Source organism: Streptomyces sp. NBC_00012 (assembly GCF_045040875.1).
Lineage (GTDB): Bacteria > Actinomycetota > Actinomycetes > Streptomycetales > Streptomycetaceae > Streptomyces.
Window position 1 is genome coordinate 62401 of the sequence record NZ_CP108311.1, and the last position, 17528, is coordinate 79928.

22 protein-coding genes are annotated in these 17528 nt (G+C 71.5%); 21 read left to right on the forward strand and 1 reads right to left on the reverse strand.

Annotated elements, in window-relative coordinates; genetic code table 11:
- The first annotated feature begins 91 nt into the window (after nt 1-91).
- From OHA19_RS44675 to OHA19_RS44750, 16 genes are all read left to right on the forward strand, one after another.
- Nucleotides 92-943 (forward strand): hypothetical protein, encoded by an 852-nt coding sequence (locus OHA19_RS44675; protein ID WP_331734470.1) that lies wholly within the window; start codon nt 92-94, stop codon nt 941-943.
- 85 nt (nt 944-1028) lie between these two features.
- Nucleotides 1029-1619 carry a hypothetical protein gene (locus OHA19_RS44680; protein ID WP_405723013.1) on the forward strand — a complete coding sequence of 197 codons (591 nt, stop codon included), beginning with the start codon at nt 1029-1031 and terminating at the stop codon, nt 1617-1619.
- Nucleotides 1620-1797: 178 nt separating this feature from the next.
- On the forward strand, nt 1798-2217 hold the full coding sequence (locus OHA19_RS44685; protein WP_331734473.1) for a hypothetical protein: 420 nt from the start codon (nt 1798-1800) through the stop codon (nt 2215-2217).
- Between the two features lie 357 nt (nt 2218-2574).
- Nucleotides 2575-2745: a hypothetical protein gene (locus OHA19_RS44690; RefSeq protein WP_405723016.1), complete on the forward strand. Its 171-nt coding sequence runs from the start codon at nt 2575-2577 to the stop codon at nt 2743-2745.
- 126 nt (nt 2746-2871) lie between these two features.
- Entirely contained in the window at nt 2872-3252 is a 381-nt protein-coding gene (locus tag OHA19_RS44695) for a hypothetical protein (protein WP_331734475.1), read from the forward strand.
- Nucleotides 3253-3336: 84 nt separating this feature from the next.
- Complete coding sequence (locus OHA19_RS44700; RefSeq protein ID WP_405723019.1) at nt 3337-6000, forward strand: hypothetical protein; 2664 nt, start codon at nt 3337-3339, stop codon at nt 5998-6000.
- Nucleotides 6001-6165: 165 nt separating this feature from the next.
- Nucleotides 6166-6366, forward strand: coding sequence for a hypothetical protein (locus tag OHA19_RS44705; protein ID WP_331734480.1), 201 nt, complete (start codon nt 6166-6168; stop codon nt 6364-6366).
- Nucleotides 6367-6454: 88 nt separating this feature from the next.
- Nucleotides 6455-6718, forward strand: a complete 264-nt coding sequence (locus tag OHA19_RS44710; RefSeq protein ID WP_331734482.1) for a hypothetical protein — start codon at nt 6455-6457, stop codon at nt 6716-6718.
- A complete protein-coding gene (locus tag OHA19_RS44715; RefSeq protein ID WP_331734483.1) occupies nt 6715-7542 on the forward strand; it encodes a hypothetical protein in 828 nt (275 codons plus the stop codon). The genes OHA19_RS44710 and OHA19_RS44715 overlap by 4 nt, the downstream gene beginning before the upstream one ends.
- 2 nt (nt 7543-7544) lie before the next feature.
- A complete protein-coding gene (locus tag OHA19_RS44720; protein WP_331734485.1) occupies nt 7545-8051 on the forward strand; it encodes a hypothetical protein in 507 nt (168 codons plus the stop codon).
- A gap of 167 nt (nt 8052-8218) precedes the next feature.
- Nucleotides 8219-10558: a hypothetical protein gene (locus OHA19_RS44725; RefSeq protein WP_331734490.1), complete on the forward strand. Its 2340-nt coding sequence runs from the start codon at nt 8219-8221 to the stop codon at nt 10556-10558.
- A 181-nt stretch (nt 10559-10739) separates the two neighbouring features.
- Nucleotides 10740-11105 (forward strand): hypothetical protein, encoded by a 366-nt coding sequence (locus tag OHA19_RS44730; RefSeq protein ID WP_331734491.1) that lies wholly within the window; start codon nt 10740-10742, stop codon nt 11103-11105.
- A 68-nt stretch (nt 11106-11173) separates the two neighbouring features.
- The gene (locus OHA19_RS44735) at nt 11174-11374 is read left to right on the forward strand and encodes a hypothetical protein (RefSeq protein ID WP_331734493.1); all 201 of its coding nucleotides are present in this window, start codon (nt 11174-11176) and stop codon (nt 11372-11374) included.
- A 125-nt stretch (nt 11375-11499) separates the two neighbouring features.
- Nucleotides 11500-11637: a hypothetical protein gene (locus OHA19_RS44740; RefSeq protein ID WP_331734495.1), complete on the forward strand. Its 138-nt coding sequence runs from the start codon at nt 11500-11502 to the stop codon at nt 11635-11637.
- Nucleotides 11634-11927 carry a hypothetical protein gene (locus OHA19_RS44745; RefSeq protein WP_331734496.1) on the forward strand — a complete coding sequence of 98 codons (294 nt, stop codon included), beginning with the start codon at nt 11634-11636 and terminating at the stop codon, nt 11925-11927. Before OHA19_RS44740 ends, OHA19_RS44745 begins: the two co-directional genes overlap by 4 nt.
- Before the next feature lie 102 nt (nt 11928-12029).
- Nucleotides 12030-13073 carry a hypothetical protein gene (locus tag OHA19_RS44750; RefSeq protein WP_331734498.1) on the forward strand — a complete coding sequence of 348 codons (1044 nt, stop codon included), beginning with the start codon at nt 12030-12032 and terminating at the stop codon, nt 13071-13073.
- A 103-nt stretch (nt 13074-13176) separates the two neighbouring features.
- Here OHA19_RS44750 and OHA19_RS44755 read toward each other — a convergent pair whose 3' ends face one another.
- On the reverse strand, nt 13177-13407 hold the full coding sequence (locus OHA19_RS44755; protein ID WP_331734500.1) for a hypothetical protein: 231 nt from the start codon (nt 13405-13407) through the stop codon (nt 13177-13179).
- Between the two features lie 205 nt (nt 13408-13612).
- Here OHA19_RS44755 and OHA19_RS44760 point away from each other — a divergent pair, with 205 nt between their 5' ends.
- From OHA19_RS44760 to OHA19_RS44780, 5 genes are all read left to right on the forward strand, one after another.
- Nucleotides 13613-14548: a DUF4097 family beta strand repeat-containing protein gene (locus OHA19_RS44760; RefSeq protein WP_331734502.1), complete on the forward strand. Its 936-nt coding sequence runs from the start codon at nt 13613-13615 to the stop codon at nt 14546-14548.
- A 67-nt stretch (nt 14549-14615) separates the two neighbouring features.
- Nucleotides 14616-15518 (forward strand): DUF6919 domain-containing protein, encoded by a 903-nt coding sequence (locus OHA19_RS44765; protein ID WP_331734504.1) that lies wholly within the window; start codon nt 14616-14618, stop codon nt 15516-15518.
- A gap of 112 nt (nt 15519-15630) precedes the next feature.
- A complete protein-coding gene (locus OHA19_RS44770) occupies nt 15631-16215 on the forward strand; it encodes a hypothetical protein (protein ID WP_331734507.1) in 585 nt (194 codons plus the stop codon).
- Nucleotides 16212-16529 carry a hypothetical protein gene (locus tag OHA19_RS44775; RefSeq protein ID WP_331734508.1) on the forward strand — a complete coding sequence of 106 codons (318 nt, stop codon included), beginning with the start codon at nt 16212-16214 and terminating at the stop codon, nt 16527-16529. The genes OHA19_RS44770 and OHA19_RS44775 overlap by 4 nt, the downstream gene beginning before the upstream one ends.
- 18 nt (nt 16530-16547) lie before the next feature.
- Complete coding sequence (locus OHA19_RS44780) at nt 16548-17507, forward strand: ATP-binding protein (RefSeq protein ID WP_331734811.1); 960 nt, start codon at nt 16548-16550, stop codon at nt 17505-17507.
- The last annotated feature ends 21 nt before the right edge of the window (nt 17508-17528 follow it).

The following is a 17528-nucleotide window of genomic DNA, read 5'->3' on the forward strand; positions in this document are numbered from 1 at the left end:
TCCTCCAGGACTGCCGGCCTCCGCCGTGCGCTTGGTGGTCGGAGAGCCCACCGCGACGCACCTCTCTTCCCTCAGACACGAGGAGCCCCTAATGGCCATGGCATCTGCGCAGCCCGAGGCCCGTAAGCGCCGCCGCAAGACCCGAACCAAGACTGTCAGCAACCTCCCGGCGATCGTCGCCTCCGAGTTCAAGACCAACGCGATCGACCTGACACCGGGCAAGGAGCACTTAATCTGTCCCGGCTGCAAAGGGTGGACGCCGATCACCGGCATGCTCGGCACCCCGAAGCTGGTGCCGCACCACACCAAGCGCTACCGCACCACTGAGCCGCGCCGCTGCTCCAGCAGTAACCGGCGGGTCACCATCGACATCGCGGTCGCCGACTGGCGCACCGAGCTGGTCGAGGCGGCCCCGACCACGGCGTCCCGCCGCGCCACCAAGGTGCTGCCCAAGCCCAAGACGACGCAACCCCCGGCCCCCGTTCACCGGCTCGCCGCCACCCGCGAACAGCAGGTCGCCCCCGCCGGCACCCGGCTGCTCCCGCTGCTGGATCGGGCCCGCCGCACCGTCATCGCACACCGCGCTACGTGCATGACGTGCGGGGCCGGCGGTCGGTGCGGCACGGGCCGCGAACTGGAGATTGCGCTTCGCGAGTTCGAGGCAACCGCTGTCCTCGCCCGCGAGCAGCAGGCCATCACCGACCGGACCGCTGCCAGGCAGCACCGTGTTGAGCAGCAGGAGCAGGCCCGAGCGCGCCAACGGTCGCTGCGCCCGGTCCTCTCGAAGGTGGACCGGGCGACCCGCGCCCGTCACAACATCCCGCGCCCCGAGGCCCGGTCGACGTCCCTCGTCGATGAGCACGAGCTCATCCGCCGCGCCGCCTCCTGGCCCGCTCCGACGCACGGCGGCCCCGGCCTGCCTCTCAAGCCCCTCCATATCTGACAACTCACGCGTGATGAGCCCCCAAGCCCCGGCCTGGGGGCTCATCACGCTGCCCACACACCAGCCCACCACGGAAGGAATCGTCATGACGCTCAACAGAATTTCGCCCGAGGCCGCCCGCCTCGCTCGCCGCCCCGTGCTCCAGGCCGCCGTCACCGCCGGCGCCCGCTGTGGCGACCGGGAGCAGTGCCGCGATCTGCTCGACCGCAACCGCAGTGCGCCGCCCGCGATTTGGGCGGCGCAGCAGGCGGCCGCCCAGAAGCTGTGTGCGGGGTGCCCGGTCCGGCCGGCGTGCGAGGAGCTCGCGCTGCGGTACGGGGAGGGCGGCCGCAACAGCGACGACCAGGTCCGCGGCGGCCGAACCGGGCAGCAGCTGGCCATCGATCGCGAGATTCGCCAGGCCGACCGCCTCGCCGTCGCTGCTGCGGCCGACTGGCAGCACCTCCTGGAGGCCAACGCCGCGGCCCGCGAGCGGTTCACGCTCGCCTACGTCATGGAGTCCGGTCCGGTCGCCAAGACGGGTCTGCGGCGCGATGTCGTGGAGCGGGTCGGGGCGATGGTCATGCGTGTGGCCGACCGGGGCGAGGCCTGGGGCGTCGCGGTTTACAACGCGTCCGACATCGACGTCACCGACGATTTCGCTTTCGCACGCGAGGACCAGCCGGTCGCGGCCTAACCCTGCTCTTGTTCTGCACGTCGTCCCCAGCCCTGTTCGGGGCTGGTGTCGGCGTGGGGCTACAGGACAACCCCACTGTGCACCGCCCCGGAACGGGGCAGGCCCCCGACACGGCGCTGGAGACGCCATACGTGCCGGGGGCCAGCACGGATCCTCCCAGCAAGGAGACCTGATCCGCATGAGCATTATGACGCGTGCGACCTTCACGCTCACCCATGTCGATAGCACGGGTACCGCCCTCGCTCCGCGCGCGGGAGAGGCCGAGGAGATCGGCCGCGAGGACGACCGTAGCGGACACAACGGCAGCGGCTACGAGCGAGACGAGACCGACACTTCGTTCCACCAGATCGTTCGTCACCTGGTGACCGACGGCGACGACCGTGCTCAAACCGCGGGCCGTTGCGCACGCCGCACGCTGGCCGAGATGGCCCCCGGGTACGAGCGCCAGCCGGTACTCCTCCTCACCCGCCCGCTCCCGATGCGGGCGGCGAACGACGCCTGCCCGATCTGCACCCGGTGGAACTGCGACGGCACCAACTGCCCGCCCAGCATTGCGCCCGCCCCTCGCGGACTCGGCGGATCGGGGGTGGCCCAGTGAATCCCTGCGGACCCTGCAGCGGGACCGGCCAGCGCATGGTCACCGTGTGCCACGTCGGCGCGGACGGCACCCCCTACCAGGGCGTCGAGATGCAGCCCTGCCCCGACTGCAGCGGGACTGGACAGAGGTAGGGCTGAGACCTGTACCGGCACATACGAGCCGCCCGAACAGCACAGCGCCGCGCGGTCCGGGCCATCGCCTTACGCGGTCTGGCCCACCCGGTCACCTTCGCGCTCCTCGCGGCCGCCGCCACGGCGGCCGCGAGGGCGTGGGACGCCGGGCACCGCGTCACCGACACCCACCCCGCACCACTGCGAGAGGCACCACCCCGCATGCCCAACCACCAGGCAGGCCGCCGTGGCTGACGACCTGTACACCCGTTACCAGCGCGCACGCGACACCTGGCGTGCCCACTGCGAGACCTGCGAGCCCTGCCGGTCCGAGCAGCACTGTCCGGCCGGTGCCCCGCAGTACCGGCGGCTCGCCGGCCTCCAGGACGCCTACCTCCGCGGTCTGCGCTCGCCCTGACCCACGGGACGGGCGGCGAATTCGTGGCCGTGCTCCTTTCCTTGGCCGGCCGCCCGCCCGACGGGCAGCCGGCCTTTCGCGAAACCCCGCTCCGAGCACAGACCCGACCCGATCCGAAGGAGACAAATGAACGCCAGCTCTTCCGTACCCAAGGTGGCCGCGCTGGTTACGTACCGGTGCGACGACTACGTCCTCTACCGCGACCCCGAGAAGTTCTGGCTCGGCAAGGCGGGCCATACGGTGGTCTGCCGGGTCGACGGGGTCATCCCCTTCGCCAGCGGCGAGACCCGCTACACCCTGGCCCGCCTGGACAACACCGGCGGCCTGATCAAGCTGGCCCGCAGCCCGTACATGCGGCTGCTGCCGCCGGTCGACGCGATGCGGGACATCGACACCGCACCGCTCGACACCGACATGGGCACGGCCGACATGGCCCCGGCCGCCGTGGCCTGGCTCATCGCGCAGAGCACCACTGCCTCCCGGCGTCCGGACCTCCCGCGCACCTGACCCTGCTCTTCTTCGGCACCGGCCCGCCCCCACTCTCATCCCGGGGGTAGGCCGGTGCCCCACTACTTCAAGGAGTTCCCTGCCGTGGCGAGTGCCCGCTCGAAGTCTCCGGCCCGGCGCAAGCCGCAGGCCCGCACCTCAAAGACCACCACGACCAGGCCGAAGACCAGTGCCGCTGCCGCTCTGGTTGCCGCACCCCGTGACACGGTCGTCGTCGCGCCAAAGACGGCGCGTCCGGCCGCTGATCCGGTCACCGCCGATGCCCGGGACCGTGCCACCGACATCGCCGACCTCGTACGGGAGACCGCGCACCGCCAGGTGCAGCAGGTCCTGGCCGACGCTGAGCTCCGCGCCCAGGACCTGCTCGACGCAGCGGACCGCCAGTCAGCCGCCGTTCGCGCGGCGGCTGACGGTCACGCCCGCCAGGTGATGACCGATGTCGTCGAAGAGGCAGGACGGCGGTTGCGTGAGTCCACGGCCGACGCCGGTATCACCCGCACCGCGGCGAACCGGGACGCGGACCAGATCCGTGACCAGGCCCGCACCGATGCCAAGGGCGCGCGGACGGCGGCACGGGCTCTGGCAGCGCGCCACCGTGCGGAAGCCGCCCGGATCGGCACGGCGATCGAGCAACGCGCCCAGGCGCAGGCCGAGCAGATCCGGTCTGCCGCCGGCCGCGAGGCTCAGACGCTCCTGGCCGCCGCTGCCGACGAGGCCGCCACGATCCGGGCCACCGCTCAGGGTGTTCTGGACCGGGCGGGTGTGGAGGCTGAGCAGCAGCTCGCCTCCGCCCGCACCGAGGCCGTGTCCGTGCGGGACCTGGCGCAGGCCGAGGCGGCCCGGGTGCGGGAGGAGGCCGAGGAGGCGTCGGCCGGACTGCGTGCGTCGACCAGTCAGGAGCTGGAGGCTGTCCGTGCGAAAGCTGCTTCCGAGAGTGAGCGGCAGCTGCGTGAGGCACGCGCGGCTGCTGCCCGGATGCGTGAGGACGCGGCCCGGGAGCAGGAGACGGCCCGTCAGGAAGCGGCCCGTGTCCGGCGCCTGGCCGAGGAGGACGTCAAGCGGCTGCGGGCGACCGCGGCCGAGGACGCCGAACGCACCGCCCGCACCGCTCGCGAAGCCGCCGACCGGCTCGTGGAGCAGGCCCGGACGAAGCGGGACGCCGACATCGAGGCCGCTGAGACCGCCCTCGCGCAGGCCAGGGTGAGGGAAGCGGACGCGGAGGTCACGCTGAAGGCCGCCGACGACGCCCTGGCAGAAGCAGATGCCCGGATGCAGCGCGCGACTTCACGGACCGAGCAGGTGCTGGAACGCAAGCGCCTGAAGTACGAGGCCCGTACAGCGAGACGGGACGAGAAGGATGCCCGGAAGGCGAAGACCCGTGAGACACGGGCCGCACGTCGGGCCGGGCAGCCGGCCGTGACGGAACGGATCAAGAAGTTCGTCAAGATCAACGCGGAACGGTTGATGGTGATCGGGCCGATCACCGCGCCGATGGCGGTCGCGTGGACCGGGCAGGCCGGGTTCGCCGGGGACATCCTCGGCTGGGTCATGCCGTTCACGATCCTCTTCGCCGCTGCCTGGGAGCTGTCGACGGCGTTCGTCGGGTGGATGTACCACCAGGCCCGCCGGGGAGGTGACGCCGGAACCCTCTACCGGGTCTCCACCTGGATCTTCGCCCTCGGCGCCGCGGTCATGAACTTTTGGCACGCCTCCGGCGAACCCGTGCCCGGCAGTCGCGTGTGGGACGACGCGGCCCAGGCGTGGACGGAGCAGATCACGTACTGGCACTTCACCCCGAAGGCCGTGGCTTTTGCCGCGATGAGCATTGTCGGGATGGTGCTGTGGGAGCTCTACGCCTCGCTGATCCACCGCCGCAAGCTCCGTGAGGACGGCAAGGTCGCCAAGGCCCGCCCCTCGATCGGCATGGTCCGCTGGATCCGCTACCCGGTCCACAGCTTCACCGCCTGGTCCCTCGCGATCACCGACGCCCGCCTGACCACGCTGGACCGGGCCTGGACCGCGGCCGGTGCGGACCTCGCGGACCGCAAAGCGGTCCGGACCGGACGGGCCCTGCACCGCGTCGTCGTCCCCCGCATCGGGACCGACGACCACGGTCCGGCCGCCATCCCCACAGTCCTCACTCTCACCCGCATGGACCGGACCGGACCGGCCGACAGCGCGGGAACACCCGGCCCGGACCGGACGGACCCGTACGCGGTCCGGTCCGGTCCGGGCGACCGGAACGCGGTCCACGGACCGGTCCGGTCAACGGACCGCCCGGACCGCAGCGCCGGTCTGGTGCTCGCGCTGGAACCCGGTCCGACCGCCCACGCGGGCACTGACCTGCGGACCGGGTCCGGTCCGGACCGGACCTCGGCGAGCGTGCCCGCCGCTCACACCACACCCACCACACGCGGCGTGACGGTCCGGACCTCCACCTTCCTCCCTGGGCCGCAGTACTCGGACCGGTCCGGACCGGCGCACGGCCCGGACCGAGGCAGCGGTTCCGGTCCGGACCGGGAAACGGGCAGCGGTCCGGACCGAACCGTCATCACGCTCACGGACCTGGAACGGACCGCCCTGGACCGGCTCCGGTCCGAAGGCAAGGCGCTCAACCGGTCCAACATCGCCACAGCGGTCCGGACCGAGGGCGGGTCCCTCTCCACGGACCGCGCCGGCCAGATCGCCGTCGCCCTCAAGCAGCACACGGACCGCCGCCCCGGCGGTCCGGACCGCACCACGTCCTGACACCGCATGGTCGCCACCAGCCCCGCCCACCGGCATCACTCCGGACCGGCGACGACTGGTGGTGCGCCACGGCCGTCAGGGCCGAAGCCGCTCCCGGCCCGCTTACCAGGGCCCGGCCAAGAGCGGCTCCATCACCCCCAACACCGCGTCAGGAGCGTGTTCACCATGTCCTTTTTCGGCCTGATCGGCAACGACCGGGACCTCGCACAGCAGTACAGCGACCGCGAGTCCGCGAGCGACAAGGCGGCCCGCAAGCGCCGCGAGAGCCACCACCGCAACGCCAGGGCGGCGGACCAGCAGGGCCAGGCGTGGGAGGCCTCCGAGCGCTCCCGCCAGGACCGCGGCGGCTGGTGGCGCACCCGCTGACCAGCCCGCCCGCACCTCACCCACACGTTTCCGCGGGGCCGCACCGGATGCCGGTGCGGCCCCGCGGCCTCATCTCCTTGGAGTATTCGTGCTGTTCGCCTGCCTGCACATCCGCCGTCCGAGCCGTCTGCGCCACCTGCGGCGCCTCGCCGCCCCGGGTGCCACTGTCACCCATCTCCCGGGCCGTCTCGGGCCCGCTGCGAAGCCCGTTGCCGCGCTGCCCCTGCCCTGCGGTTTCCACTCCGTTCTCACCACGGATCCCGCCGCCCCGGTGGGTGCCCCGGACCTGGATGAGATGACGGTGCGTGCCTGGCTCCACGGGCAGGTGGCATCGGGCCGGGTGGCATCGTGACGGACACGACCGCCAGGCCCTCCCCGGACACGGCGAACGAACCGTCCACAAGGTGGCCCGGGGCCGTCGACGGGGGCTGCTGCGCGGCCTGCCCGATCCGCCAGGGCTGCGCGCTCGCGGCCGAGACGTACGTCGTGTGCCCGATCACCGGCACCACCACCCCGCCCCCCGCTCCCCCGGGCCGTGTCCCCGACCAGCACAACGGCGCAGACCTCTTCGCCGCGAAGACCACTGACGCGGCCGACATCGACACCAGCACCGAGGTTGACGGGGCGGGTGTCGAGCAGGGCGGGCGTACGGGGCCGGACTGGACGGACGTTGCCGGGCGCGCCGCTGAGGGTGTGGCCGCTGCTGCTCTGGGGGTCGGCTGGATCGACATCGCGACGGGCCTGATCGAGCGGTTCAACCGTGAGGACGCGGACGGTAATCCGGTCGACTGGGGGCGTCTGCAGCTCAAGCGCAACGGCCTCGCGATCCTGGCGGTCACCGTGCCCCCGCTGGGCGACCGCACGGCCGCCCAGTGGGTCGCCCACGTCCTTGACACCAACACGCTGACCGACGCGATGTTCGGGCCCGTGGGTGTCGCCTTCGGCGTCATCGCCCCGGTCCTCGTGGGCCAGGTCGTCCCCGGCCCCTTCGGCGCGATCTGCAGGGTCCTGGTGAAGACGGCCGCCTTCGTCGGCGGGACCGTCTGGCTGGCCGCCCGGAAATTTCTGTCCTCGGGCCTGAGCTGGATCATCACCCGCCCCGTCATCTGGGCCATCCCCTGCGGCCTGATCGTCCTCACCGGCCGCTACTTCCTTCGCCTCTTCACTGGAGCCTGATCATGAACCTCTTCGACAACCCGGTCGCCAACGGGAGCTTCGGCACCATCGCTTTCGGCGCGATCGCCATCGTCCTGATCGTCGCCGGATTCAAGTTCAACGTTCTCAGGGACAAGAAGACCGTGTTCCTCGTGGCCCTCGCGGTCCTGGCTGTCACCGTGAACTCCGCCGGCCTGCTCGGCGGCGGTGCCGGAGCGATGCGGGTGGGCATGAACATCGCGGGCGAGCAGGCCATCGAGGGCCTCGCCGGAGCCCAGAGCCCGGCCAACCCGCCCACCACCCACGTCACCCCCGTCAACGCGTTCGGGGCGCTGCTGGGCATCTGCATCCTGGTCTGGTTCCTCGTGAAGTCCTACGCCGCCAAGTGGAAGCCGAGGGACTGGCGGGAGATGGCCGGCGGCACGCTGATCGGTATCTCCGCGGGCAGCGGCGTCGGCTTCCTCGGAATCGCCCTCAACTCCGCCGTTCTGATCAGCAATAACGTCGGTTTCTGGGTCTTCGGCGGATAGGCGCCGGGCCGTGACGGTCCCCCACACCCCCGCCACCGCGGGCGTGCGGCGGGCCGCCCCAGCCCGAACCCACCCCCCCCCAGCGCCACAGCCACTCCCGGACCGGGCCCCACCAGAGGCCCGGTCCCTCTTCGCGCTGCTCCGAACGACCCCCGCATGGAGGAGAAATGAGCACCACCCACCCCAACCACAGCCAGATGGAGCCGTACGAAGGCGAATACGTCTGGGCCGAAATCGTCGACGACGAAGACCCCGGCCCCCGCCGGCACCACAACCACGACCGGGAGCAGGCCCAGCAGCACGGAAACGCCGCTGGAGGCGCTGCGAGCACCAGGCGAAACATCGCCCGCTACGCCGCTGTCGCGGCCCGGTACGTGGCCGGGCAGACCGGTCCTGGCCTGCGTCACGGGTGGGCGGCCACCGTCCACTGGACGACCCTGGGTTCCATGTCGGACGAGGAGATCCGCCGGCGCCTGGTCAAGGTGCATCTCGACGTCTACACCGCCCAGCGCGAGGACACGACCGCCGACATAAAGCGGCTGAACAAGCGGGCCCAGAAGCTGGCCCGTGAGGCCGTCGACTTCGGTCTCACCCCCCAGGAGGCGGCCCGGCTGAAGAACACGCACGCCGAGCTCAAGCTGAAGGCCCGCGCGGGCACCGCGCTGGGGCGGATTCCGTTCCAGACCGAGCTGCTGCAGCCCACACCCGACCAGGTCCGCCGCTACCGCACCGTGCGCAGCCTGGGCCGGTTCGCCGGGGTCATCGTTCCAACGAGTGCCGCAGCCCTCGCCCTGGTCCTCGCCGCACCCGCCGCCGGCCTTGTGGCCCTGCCGGTCCTGGCCGGGGCCGCCTGGTGGCTCGGCCACCACCCCCTCGCCCTCACCGAACGCGCCCTGCCCGCCGACCTCGTCGGCCCGCCCGAACTCGAGCCCGTCCAGCCCACCCAGCCCGTTCAGCACACACCGGGCACCACCCCGAAGGCTGCACCCGGGGAAGAGGACCTCACTCCGTTCCCGGTCCGCGACGTCACCACCGTGGACCAGGCCGAAGAAGCACTGCGCAGAGCGATCCTTCACGAAGACGGTGACATCGAAGTCGTCACCGACGGGAGGCAGGAGCCCTGGGGGTGGTCGGCACGTGTGGTCTTCGCCTCGGGCAGTCCCGATGACCTCAACAAGGACGACACCTACAAGAACCTGATCACCCTGCTGAAGCTCCGCCGCAACGGGCTGCTGATCGAAGCGGACCCGGAGCACGGTGACACCTGCACCGTCCGCATGATCATCAGCGACCCGTTCACCCCCGAACTCGTCGGGTCCGTCCCCTACCGGGCGCCGCAGTCGATGTCGATCGTCGACATGGCGGACTACGGAGTGGCCATGGACGCCACCCCGCTGGTGTTCTCCCTGGCCGGGCTGATGCTGCTGATGGTCGCCGACTCCGGCGGCGGCAAGTCCGGCATCATGCTGGCCATGGGCGAGGTCGCCACCGCCTGCCGCGACACCGCCGTGATCAACATCGACCCGGCCGGAACCGGGATCGGGGACCTCGGACCGGCCATCACCCTGGACGCCTGCATGGACGACACCAAGATCCGTGCCGTCCTGGAATTCCTCCTCGAATGGTGCTCGGCACGCGCCCGGCAGCGCGCGGCCTACGGATGGGGCAACAAGTGGCGCGTCAGCCGCGACCACCCCGCGATCTGCGTCTTCGTGGACGAGTGGGCGCAGCTCTCGGACCGCGCCAAGAAACTCCTCATCCGGCTCCTGCTGATCGGCCGCAAGGAAGCGATCTGGGTCTACGGCGGCTCCCAGTACGGCACCAAGGACTGGCTCGGCGAAGCCATCGGCCCCAAGCTCTCCTCCCGGCTGCTGGGTGCCTGCCGGAGGGTCGATGTCACCGAACTCCTCGGCGCCGGCGCCCTCGCAGAGGGCTACCGGGCCGACCTGATCCGCGCGGCCACCCACACCGCCGTCAACGACGCCGGCCAGATCTACGGCCAGGGACTGCCCGGCATGCCCGACCGCGCCATCCGCTACAAGGTCCGCGAGATCAGCCCCGACTACGCCCACCGCGTCGCCACCGAACGCCGCGACGCCGGCCTGGCCAACCTCACCCACACCCTCACCGAAGCAGGACTCCTCGACGCCTGGAACGAACTGACGACGACCTGCTCCAGTGCGCCCGGACCGGACGCCGGGACAGCCGACGAGGGGCCCGAAGCGCCACCGATTCTCCGGATCCTGCGAGACGCCTTCGCGAACGAGAACGATCCGGAGTTCCTCACCGTGGACCGGATCCATACCCACCTCAAGGCCGATGACCCCCAGCGGTGGGGCAAGTGGGACGAGCGCGAGGACCGGCTCGCGATGGTCGGCCGGACCCTGCGCAGGGCCCTGGCCGATGAAGGCATCTCGATCGCCACGACTCGGTTGCGGAACCAGCCCGGCGAGCCCACGGCCTACCGCCTCGAAGACGTCGAAGCGGCGATGAACAGCTCCAGCTGACCTGCCGGACCACCTGCCAACGACCTGCCGTGGCCTGCCGGAAGCGGCAGGCCACTGGCAGGCCGCCGCCAGGCCGATATCGCTGTGACCTGCAATGGCAGGTCGGCAGGCCACAAACACACACCCCCCGATTCCCCGCCCGCAGACCCCCTTTCCGTCCTGAGGGAGGGGGTACAGCCCCATGCCCTCATCCGGAAGGAATCCCTTGCGCCGCTACCTCTACCGCTGCCCGATCTGCCGGACCACCAGCCCCCTCACCCACTCCCCCGCAGCCCTCACCGCCGAGGGAGACCACCACCGCCAGGCGCTCCACGGCGGCCACCACCCCGACGGCGAAAGAGCTGGCGAAGTCGACTGCCGCAGCCGCTGGTACGCCGACCTCGACCTCGTTGCCCGGCTCCACGCCCGCCTCACCGACACCTACGCAGACATTCACGATCCGAAAGGTTCGGGCGCCCCGCTCTGGGCCCGGGCACTCGCCTGGCTCACCCTCACCACCAGTGCGGCCACCGCCCTGTGGACCACCACCGCACTGCTCCAGCCCTAACCACCACACCCGCCCACCCGCCGCCCGCCACGCCGTGACGGGCGGCGGCCGCAGCGATGGAGAAGCCCGTGACCCGCCCCGCTCTGCCCGCCCCGAAGCCCCTGACATTCGTCGTCGACGAGGCAGCCGAAGTCCTGCGCACCCACCCCGAAGCAGCCCGCCTGACCGCGGTTCTGATGCGGCAGGGCCGCCGCCCCAGCCCGGTACGCATCGACCCGATCCCGCGCCGTCAGGCCACCAGCCCGGGCGAGCTCAGCACCGAGAACTGACCACGCAGCCGACTGTCGCTTTGGCAGGCCACCTGATCGGTACCCACCTGCACGACACCCCACGACGGCACGCCCGCCGACCCGCCAGCACCAGCTGGCCGTTTGATCCGAGAGGACACCCGACCATGATCACCACCACCCTCGCCGCCTTCACCGAGCCGGACCGCCCCCAGAAGCTGCTGATCCGGTTCATCACGGTCGGCGGCAGCTACGTGGACGCCAACAACTACGCCGCGAGCTGCCGCGCCATCCCGCTGCGGTGACCGCCCGCCACCTACGCGGCGCCCTGCTGCTCACCGCCGCCGTTCCGCTCGCCGCAGCAACGGCGGCCGCTGTACTCAAGGCCGGTCGCTGGGAGCTGCACGCCGACCGGCACCGCATCCACCTCACCCCCCTTCCCCGCCGCTCCTGCCCCGACTGCCGCGGCAGGGGCGGCTGGTGGGTCGGCGGAGCGAACCCGGAGATGGAGGCCTGCCCCTGCTGGGCAGGCCGACGCGAGCTCTGTGTCCGGCTCCTGCCGCTGCCCGCGCCCGCCGACGAGCCGCCTTTCTGAGAACCACCGGCCCCCGCCGGAATCCGGCCGGGACGGCGGCATCACGGGGTGCAACACATCCGGTCAGCCTGTCCAGCCTCTTCGACCACCAGGAGGACTTCCGTGTCCATCACCATCACCTCCCACCAGCTCGGCCGCCTTATCGCCCGGACCGCCGACCACATCGGCGACGACCTGACCCCCGCCCTGCACGGCATCCGCCTGGACGCCGATACCGAGTACCTGTACGCGGTCGCGACCGACCGGTTCACTATCGCCGCCGCCCGCTACCGCCACCACAAGCCGGACAGTGAAAACACCGCCCCCGCCGCCCCGTTCGCACGCACGATCCCCGCCACCGCCCTGCCCGCCCTGCGCGAGTGGATCCGCACCATGCCCGGCCACGACCCCGTCACCGTGACCCCGGCCGACGACCGGATCCGATTCGCCGCCCCCACCGGCGAGCTCGCCATCACCATCGACCCCGACGCCGAGTTCGCCGACTGGCGCGGCCTGCTGCGCGGCGTCACCGAGCAGACCCCGAACGGTGAGCCGGTGTTCCCGGCGCTCGGTACCCGGCTGCAGGCCCGGTGGAAGAGCGCCGACGGCGTGGTCCGTGTCCGTGCCACCGGCGACCATCAGCCGGTGCTTGTGGTCGGCGAGGACTTCCTCGGCGCCCAGATGCCCACCCGGACACGACGAGACGGGTTCAGCACCGACACCGACACCCTGGCCACCCTCGACGACGTCCGCACGGCCTGGCAGGACGCCCTGTCCGCCGGCCCCGCCATCACCCCGCAGACCGCCCTTCCCGCCCCGCCGCAGTTGCGCGACGAGGCGTCCAAGTCCATCAGTGAGGTCGCCGAGGACCTCCTCAAGCAGGTCCAGCACTCCACGCAGCACCTGTTTGCGGTGGACAACAGTGAGGCGATGGCCGCGCACGCCACCGCAGGGGTCACCGCATGGGCCGCCTACCGCTACCTCGACGCCCTGCACACCGCCGACCCGCACCTCGCCGCCGCCGTGGTCGCCGAGACCGCCGAGCAGCTCGACGACGGCGCGATCGGCGAATGGGCCTGGGACGCAGCCGCAGCCGCAGGCCACGACCCGCAGCAGTGGCAGGACGAGCTCCAGGAGAGCCCGGCCAGGAAGCAGGCCGCTGCCTGAGGCTGCGACCGGACACAACGGTGCGCCGCACGGAAGTCCCGTGCGGCGCACCGTGTACGTGGTGCCTGCGGAATTTCTTACACGGAAGCCCGCAGGGGCTGACCTACTCCTGGGCGGAGCCCTTCGGGGGCCGACCGCCGATGTTCGTACGGTCCCAGCCCTGCTCCCACCTCACGACAGCCTCCCGTGCCCACACCCTGCCGGCCTTCGTCTGGGCGACGGGCGCGGGGAAGTCCGGCCTGGCCACGAGCTTGTTGGCCCGCTGGCGGCTGACGGTCAGCATCTCTCCGATCTCCGTGACGCCGACGTGCTCGGCGGGCTGCGTATTCGTCATGCCTTCGAGGATCAAGCCCCGATCGTCACCTGTCAACGCCTTTCTTCTGTAAACCCGTTGACAGAAGAAACTCGTTTACAGCATGGTGGGTGTGCACCGGGTGAGAACACCAACTCACTCCGGCTCCTACATCACGCCGGCCGCCTGACAGCGGGGCTCCTTTCCGCCTTTCACCGCATCACCCGACCAGCAGAGGAGATCTGCCATGCCCACTCGCACCCTCACCGCCCAGCAGCCCGGCCCCGTCCTGATCGACACCGAACTCCTGGGCGCGGGCGGCATCGTCACCGTCCGCACCGACCCCGCCCGCAAGGCAGCCGAGATCACCATCCGCACCGCCGATGAGACTGGCGACTCCGCCGACGCCATCCGCGACGTCGACCTGCGCTGGGACTCCCGCAGCGCGCTGGTCGCCCACGTCCAGGGCAAGGGCGGAATCAACGGCGCCACGGTCATCAACTGCGGGGGCGGCACGTTCATCGCCGGGGACAACTACGGCGTCGTCCAGAGCGTTCAGAACAACTACGGCTCGATGGTCATGGTCTCCAACGGTGACCTGAACCTCGGCAGCAGCGGGTTCCGGTTCCAGAGCGGCGCCACCGTCAACGCGGTCCGGGGCGCCTCCCTCGTCGAGATCGTCGCCGTGGTGCCCGAGGGCAGCTCCGTCATCGCCCGCACCCAGTCCGCTGATGTCATCGCAGAGGGCACCTTCGCCGCGGTCTCAGCCTCGACCCAGTCCGGCGCTGTCCGCGCCTCCGGCCAGACCGAACAGTTCACCGCAGGCACACAGTCCGGTGAAATCGACGCGGAGAACTCCCCCTACATCATCGCCAAGACCCAGTCCGGCGACATCCGGCTCGGCCGTACCGACGTCGTGGAAGCCAAGACCATGTCCGGCGACGTCACCATCCGCGACTTCGGCGGCACCGCCCAGCTCAACTCCATGTCCGGCGACATCCGCGTCCACGCCACCGCAGGCGGCGACATCACCGCCAAGACCATGTCCGGCGACATCACCGTCACCGCCACCGAGCAGGCCGTCACCGACGACCTGGACGTGCGCGCCAACAGCATGTCCGGCGACGTGCGCATCCCCCAGCGCCCCCGCCAGGGCGCCGGCCCCCGCCGCCGTCGCAGCTGACCGGACCGGTGGTGACCGCCCGGAATCACTCTGACCCACCCGCCCTGACCTCGTGTGAGGAAGCACCATGCACCTGCCCTGGATGAGCCGCTCGGACCGCAAGCGGTGGATGGCAGCCCGCACGCTGCCCGACCTCGGAATCCTCGCCGCCGCCTGGTGGGAAGGTTCCGTGCGCCACCTGCCCGGCCACCGCGCCGGCCACCGCCCCCACCCCCTGCTCGCCGACCACACCGCGGTCCTCGCCGCCGCCAACCGCACCGGGTTCCTCGCCGTGGCCGCACAGGCCGGCCTCGCCGACGGGACGGTGCGACAGAGGGCCGCGGTGCAGGGCTTCGCCACCGATCCGATCCTCATCCGCCGCCTGGTCGACGCCGCCGAGAACGCCGGACTCAAGATTGTCCTCAACGACTACCTCGACGCCCAGCACGGGCCGGGCGACGGCATCACAGTCACCACCCACGACGGCCAGGCCGTCAATGTCTTCGGCGAGGCCCTCGGCCTGGACGACATCAGCGCCATGTGGCCGCGTCTCCCCCACGCCGTGGAGGCGGTCGCGCCCGCCCTCCAGATCACCCTCACCGACCCGGAGTTCGGCCCGAGCAGCCTGCTGTGGGACACTCTCGCCACCGCAACCGCCCCGGCCCCACCCGCGCCCGCCCCGAAGATCCTGTGCCGGGAGTGCAGCTGCACCTACCGGGACAACTGCGCCGACGGCTGCTACGGCGTACAGGACCAGGACGACGGCCGCTGCGAGGCATGCATCGACCCCGGCGTGATCATCGACTGGTCCAAGGCCCGCGACGGCGAAGAGTCCGAGTGCGCGCTGTGCGGCGCTCCGTTCTTCTCCGCCGGTAGGTACTGCACGCCGGAATGCAAGGCCGCGGACGCCGACGACCCGGAAGAGACATCCGCGACGGCCGCCGTCTCGGCCGGAGACCTCGAAGGCCCCCGGTCCACCTGCCCGTTCTGAACGACCCGGCCCCGGCCACTTTGGCCGGGGCCGGGACCGCCGGGTGACCGCGCATCGGCAAAGGGCCGGCCACCCCGCTCCCTCACCCCTTCGAGATCAGGAGAACACCAGCATGCCCCGTCTGCCCATCACCACCGAGCGCCTGGCCCTGTTCGGCACTCTGCTGGCCACCTTCGGCGAGCTGCATCCCGCCTGTGACCACTGGGTCCAGGGCAGCAAGACGGCCTCGCGGAAGCGGCTCTACGGCGAGGACCTGGTCCACACCGACGGCTCCCCCGCCACCCCCAACTCCACCCGCCCGACCATGACCACCAGCACCCTCGGCAGGCGTGCCGTGGCCTGCCACGTCGCGTCGTACACCGCCGTGCAGCTCGGGGCGACCATCGCGATCACCCGCGCGTTCGGCTACCGCGTCACCCCGACCGCGCTGCTCGCCGGCGCGGCCATCAACGCCTCGACTCACGCCGCGATCGACCGCGGCGCTTTACTGCTGTGGCTGGCGAAGAAGACCGGCAAGACCGGCTACATCGACCACTGCCAGGCCGTCCGTCTCGACGACGACGGCGAGGCCATTGAGGAGCTCACCGGGCCGGGCAGTGCGTGGATGGAGCTGGACGCGGCCCTCCACCGCGCCATCGGCATCGGAGCCGCTGCCGTTACCACCTGGCTCACCACCCGTCCCGGCGCCCGCCGGTGACTCGCACCCGCCTGGACCGCGTCCGCGCCTCCGCGGGGATCGCGAAGCTCGCCCTCCAGCAGTTCGAGGACGACCTCACCGCCGACATCGACGCCCAGGAGCTCGCGGAGATCCTGCGCGAGCTCCACCACGAGGACCACCGCCAGGACGGCGTCTTCGGCTCCCTCGCGCAGCTGCTCACCGTCGCCGCGCAGGCCGCCGAACGGGATCGAGCCGGACCACGACGGCGAGATGTCGTGCCCGCTGTTCGAGGCCGCCGAGCTCATCACCGAGAACGCAGGCCTTCAGACCTACTACGCCACCCGTGCTCTTGACCCGCAGGGAGAACCCTCATGAAGCCGTTCCGCATGGACAACGCGCTGCCCGTCGACACGACGATTCCCGACCCGTCGCTGGTGGTCCTGATCGGCGCGGCCGGGTCGGGCAAGTCGACGTGGGCCTCCACCCGGCCCACCACGCAGGTCCTGGAGCTCGACGCCTTCCGGGCGATGGTCTCGGACGACGCCGGTGACCAGTCGGCCACCCTGTCCGCGGCCATCATCATGCACAGCGCGCTGGAGGCCCGCCTCGCCCGCAAGCGCACCACGGTGATCGATGCCACGAACACCGAGCAGCACATCAGGGCCGGCCTTCTGCAGGTCGCCCGCTCCTACGGCGTGCCCACCGTCGCGCTCCTGGTCACCCCGCCGGTCTCCGTCTGTGTCGACCGCCAGACTGCCCGGACACCGGACCGGGACGTGCCCGAGGACGTCGTACGCCGCCAGCACGCCGAAGCCGTCGCCGCCGTGCCCGGCCTGCGCGATGAGGGCTTCGACCACGTCGTGTTCGCCGACTCCACCCACCCCCTTCAGCCGCTGCTGCAACGGCTCAGCGACGTCCGGCGCGCGGATCTCGGCTGGGACGGCGGCGACGGCCTGGGTGACTTGCTGCTGGTGCGCCGCTGCTTCGGTGCCGAAATCCTGCCGATGTGGCGGTGGCGCGACGGCTCGCAGCTCGCGGGCGGCGACCGCGTCGCCGAACTCCGGCTCGGCGCCGACCGCCTGGTCCTCGCTCTGCGCACCGACACCGACGGCGAGGGCGGCATCGGCTTCGAGGTCCTGATGGCCTGCCCGGTCTTCGCCGACTGCAAGAGCGCGGCGTGGGCCCCGGTCCACACCGCCACAGACCTCCTGCGGGCCCTGACCGGCGACCTGGCCACCGACCCGGACGTGTACTGCACCGACCACGGCCCGGACGACCCCGAAGGCCGCGCCGACCTGGAGCAGCAGTACGCGGACGCGGTCCGGGCATGAGCCCCACTGTTCCCGGGCCGG

Coding starts and splice junctions, on each gene's coding strand:
- OHA19_RS44730 (WP_331734491.1), top strand. CDS start 10,740: ATGCCCTCATCCGGAAGGAATCCCTTGCGCCGCTACCTCTACCGCTGC.
- OHA19_RS44685 (WP_331734473.1), top strand. CDS start 1,798: ATGAGCATTATGACGCGTGCGACCTTCACGCTCACCCATGTCGATAGC.
- OHA19_RS44755 (WP_331734500.1), bottom strand. CDS start 13,407: ATGACGAATACGCAGCCCGCCGAGCACGTCGGCGTCACGGAGATCGGA.
- OHA19_RS44680 (WP_405723013.1), top strand. CDS start 1,029: ATGACGCTCAACAGAATTTCGCCCGAGGCCGCCCGCCTCGCTCGCCGC.
- OHA19_RS44695 (WP_331734475.1), top strand. CDS start 2,872: ATGAACGCCAGCTCTTCCGTACCCAAGGTGGCCGCGCTGGTTACGTAC.
- OHA19_RS44740 (WP_331734495.1), top strand. CDS start 11,500: ATGATCACCACCACCCTCGCCGCCTTCACCGAGCCGGACCGCCCCCAG.
- OHA19_RS44720 (WP_331734485.1), top strand. CDS start 7,545: ATGAACCTCTTCGACAACCCGGTCGCCAACGGGAGCTTCGGCACCATC.
- OHA19_RS44765 (WP_331734504.1), top strand. CDS start 14,616: ATGCACCTGCCCTGGATGAGCCGCTCGGACCGCAAGCGGTGGATGGCA.
- OHA19_RS44675 (WP_331734470.1), top strand. CDS start 92: ATGGCCATGGCATCTGCGCAGCCCGAGGCCCGTAAGCGCCGCCGCAAG.
- OHA19_RS44705 (WP_331734480.1), top strand. CDS start 6,166: ATGTCCTTTTTCGGCCTGATCGGCAACGACCGGGACCTCGCACAGCAG.
- OHA19_RS44725 (WP_331734490.1), top strand. CDS start 8,219: ATGAGCACCACCCACCCCAACCACAGCCAGATGGAGCCGTACGAAGGC.
- OHA19_RS44770 (WP_331734507.1), top strand. CDS start 15,631: ATGCCCCGTCTGCCCATCACCACCGAGCGCCTGGCCCTGTTCGGCACT.
- OHA19_RS44780 (WP_331734811.1), top strand. CDS start 16,548: ATGAAGCCGTTCCGCATGGACAACGCGCTGCCCGTCGACACGACGATT.
- OHA19_RS44760 (WP_331734502.1), top strand. CDS start 13,613: ATGCCCACTCGCACCCTCACCGCCCAGCAGCCCGGCCCCGTCCTGATC.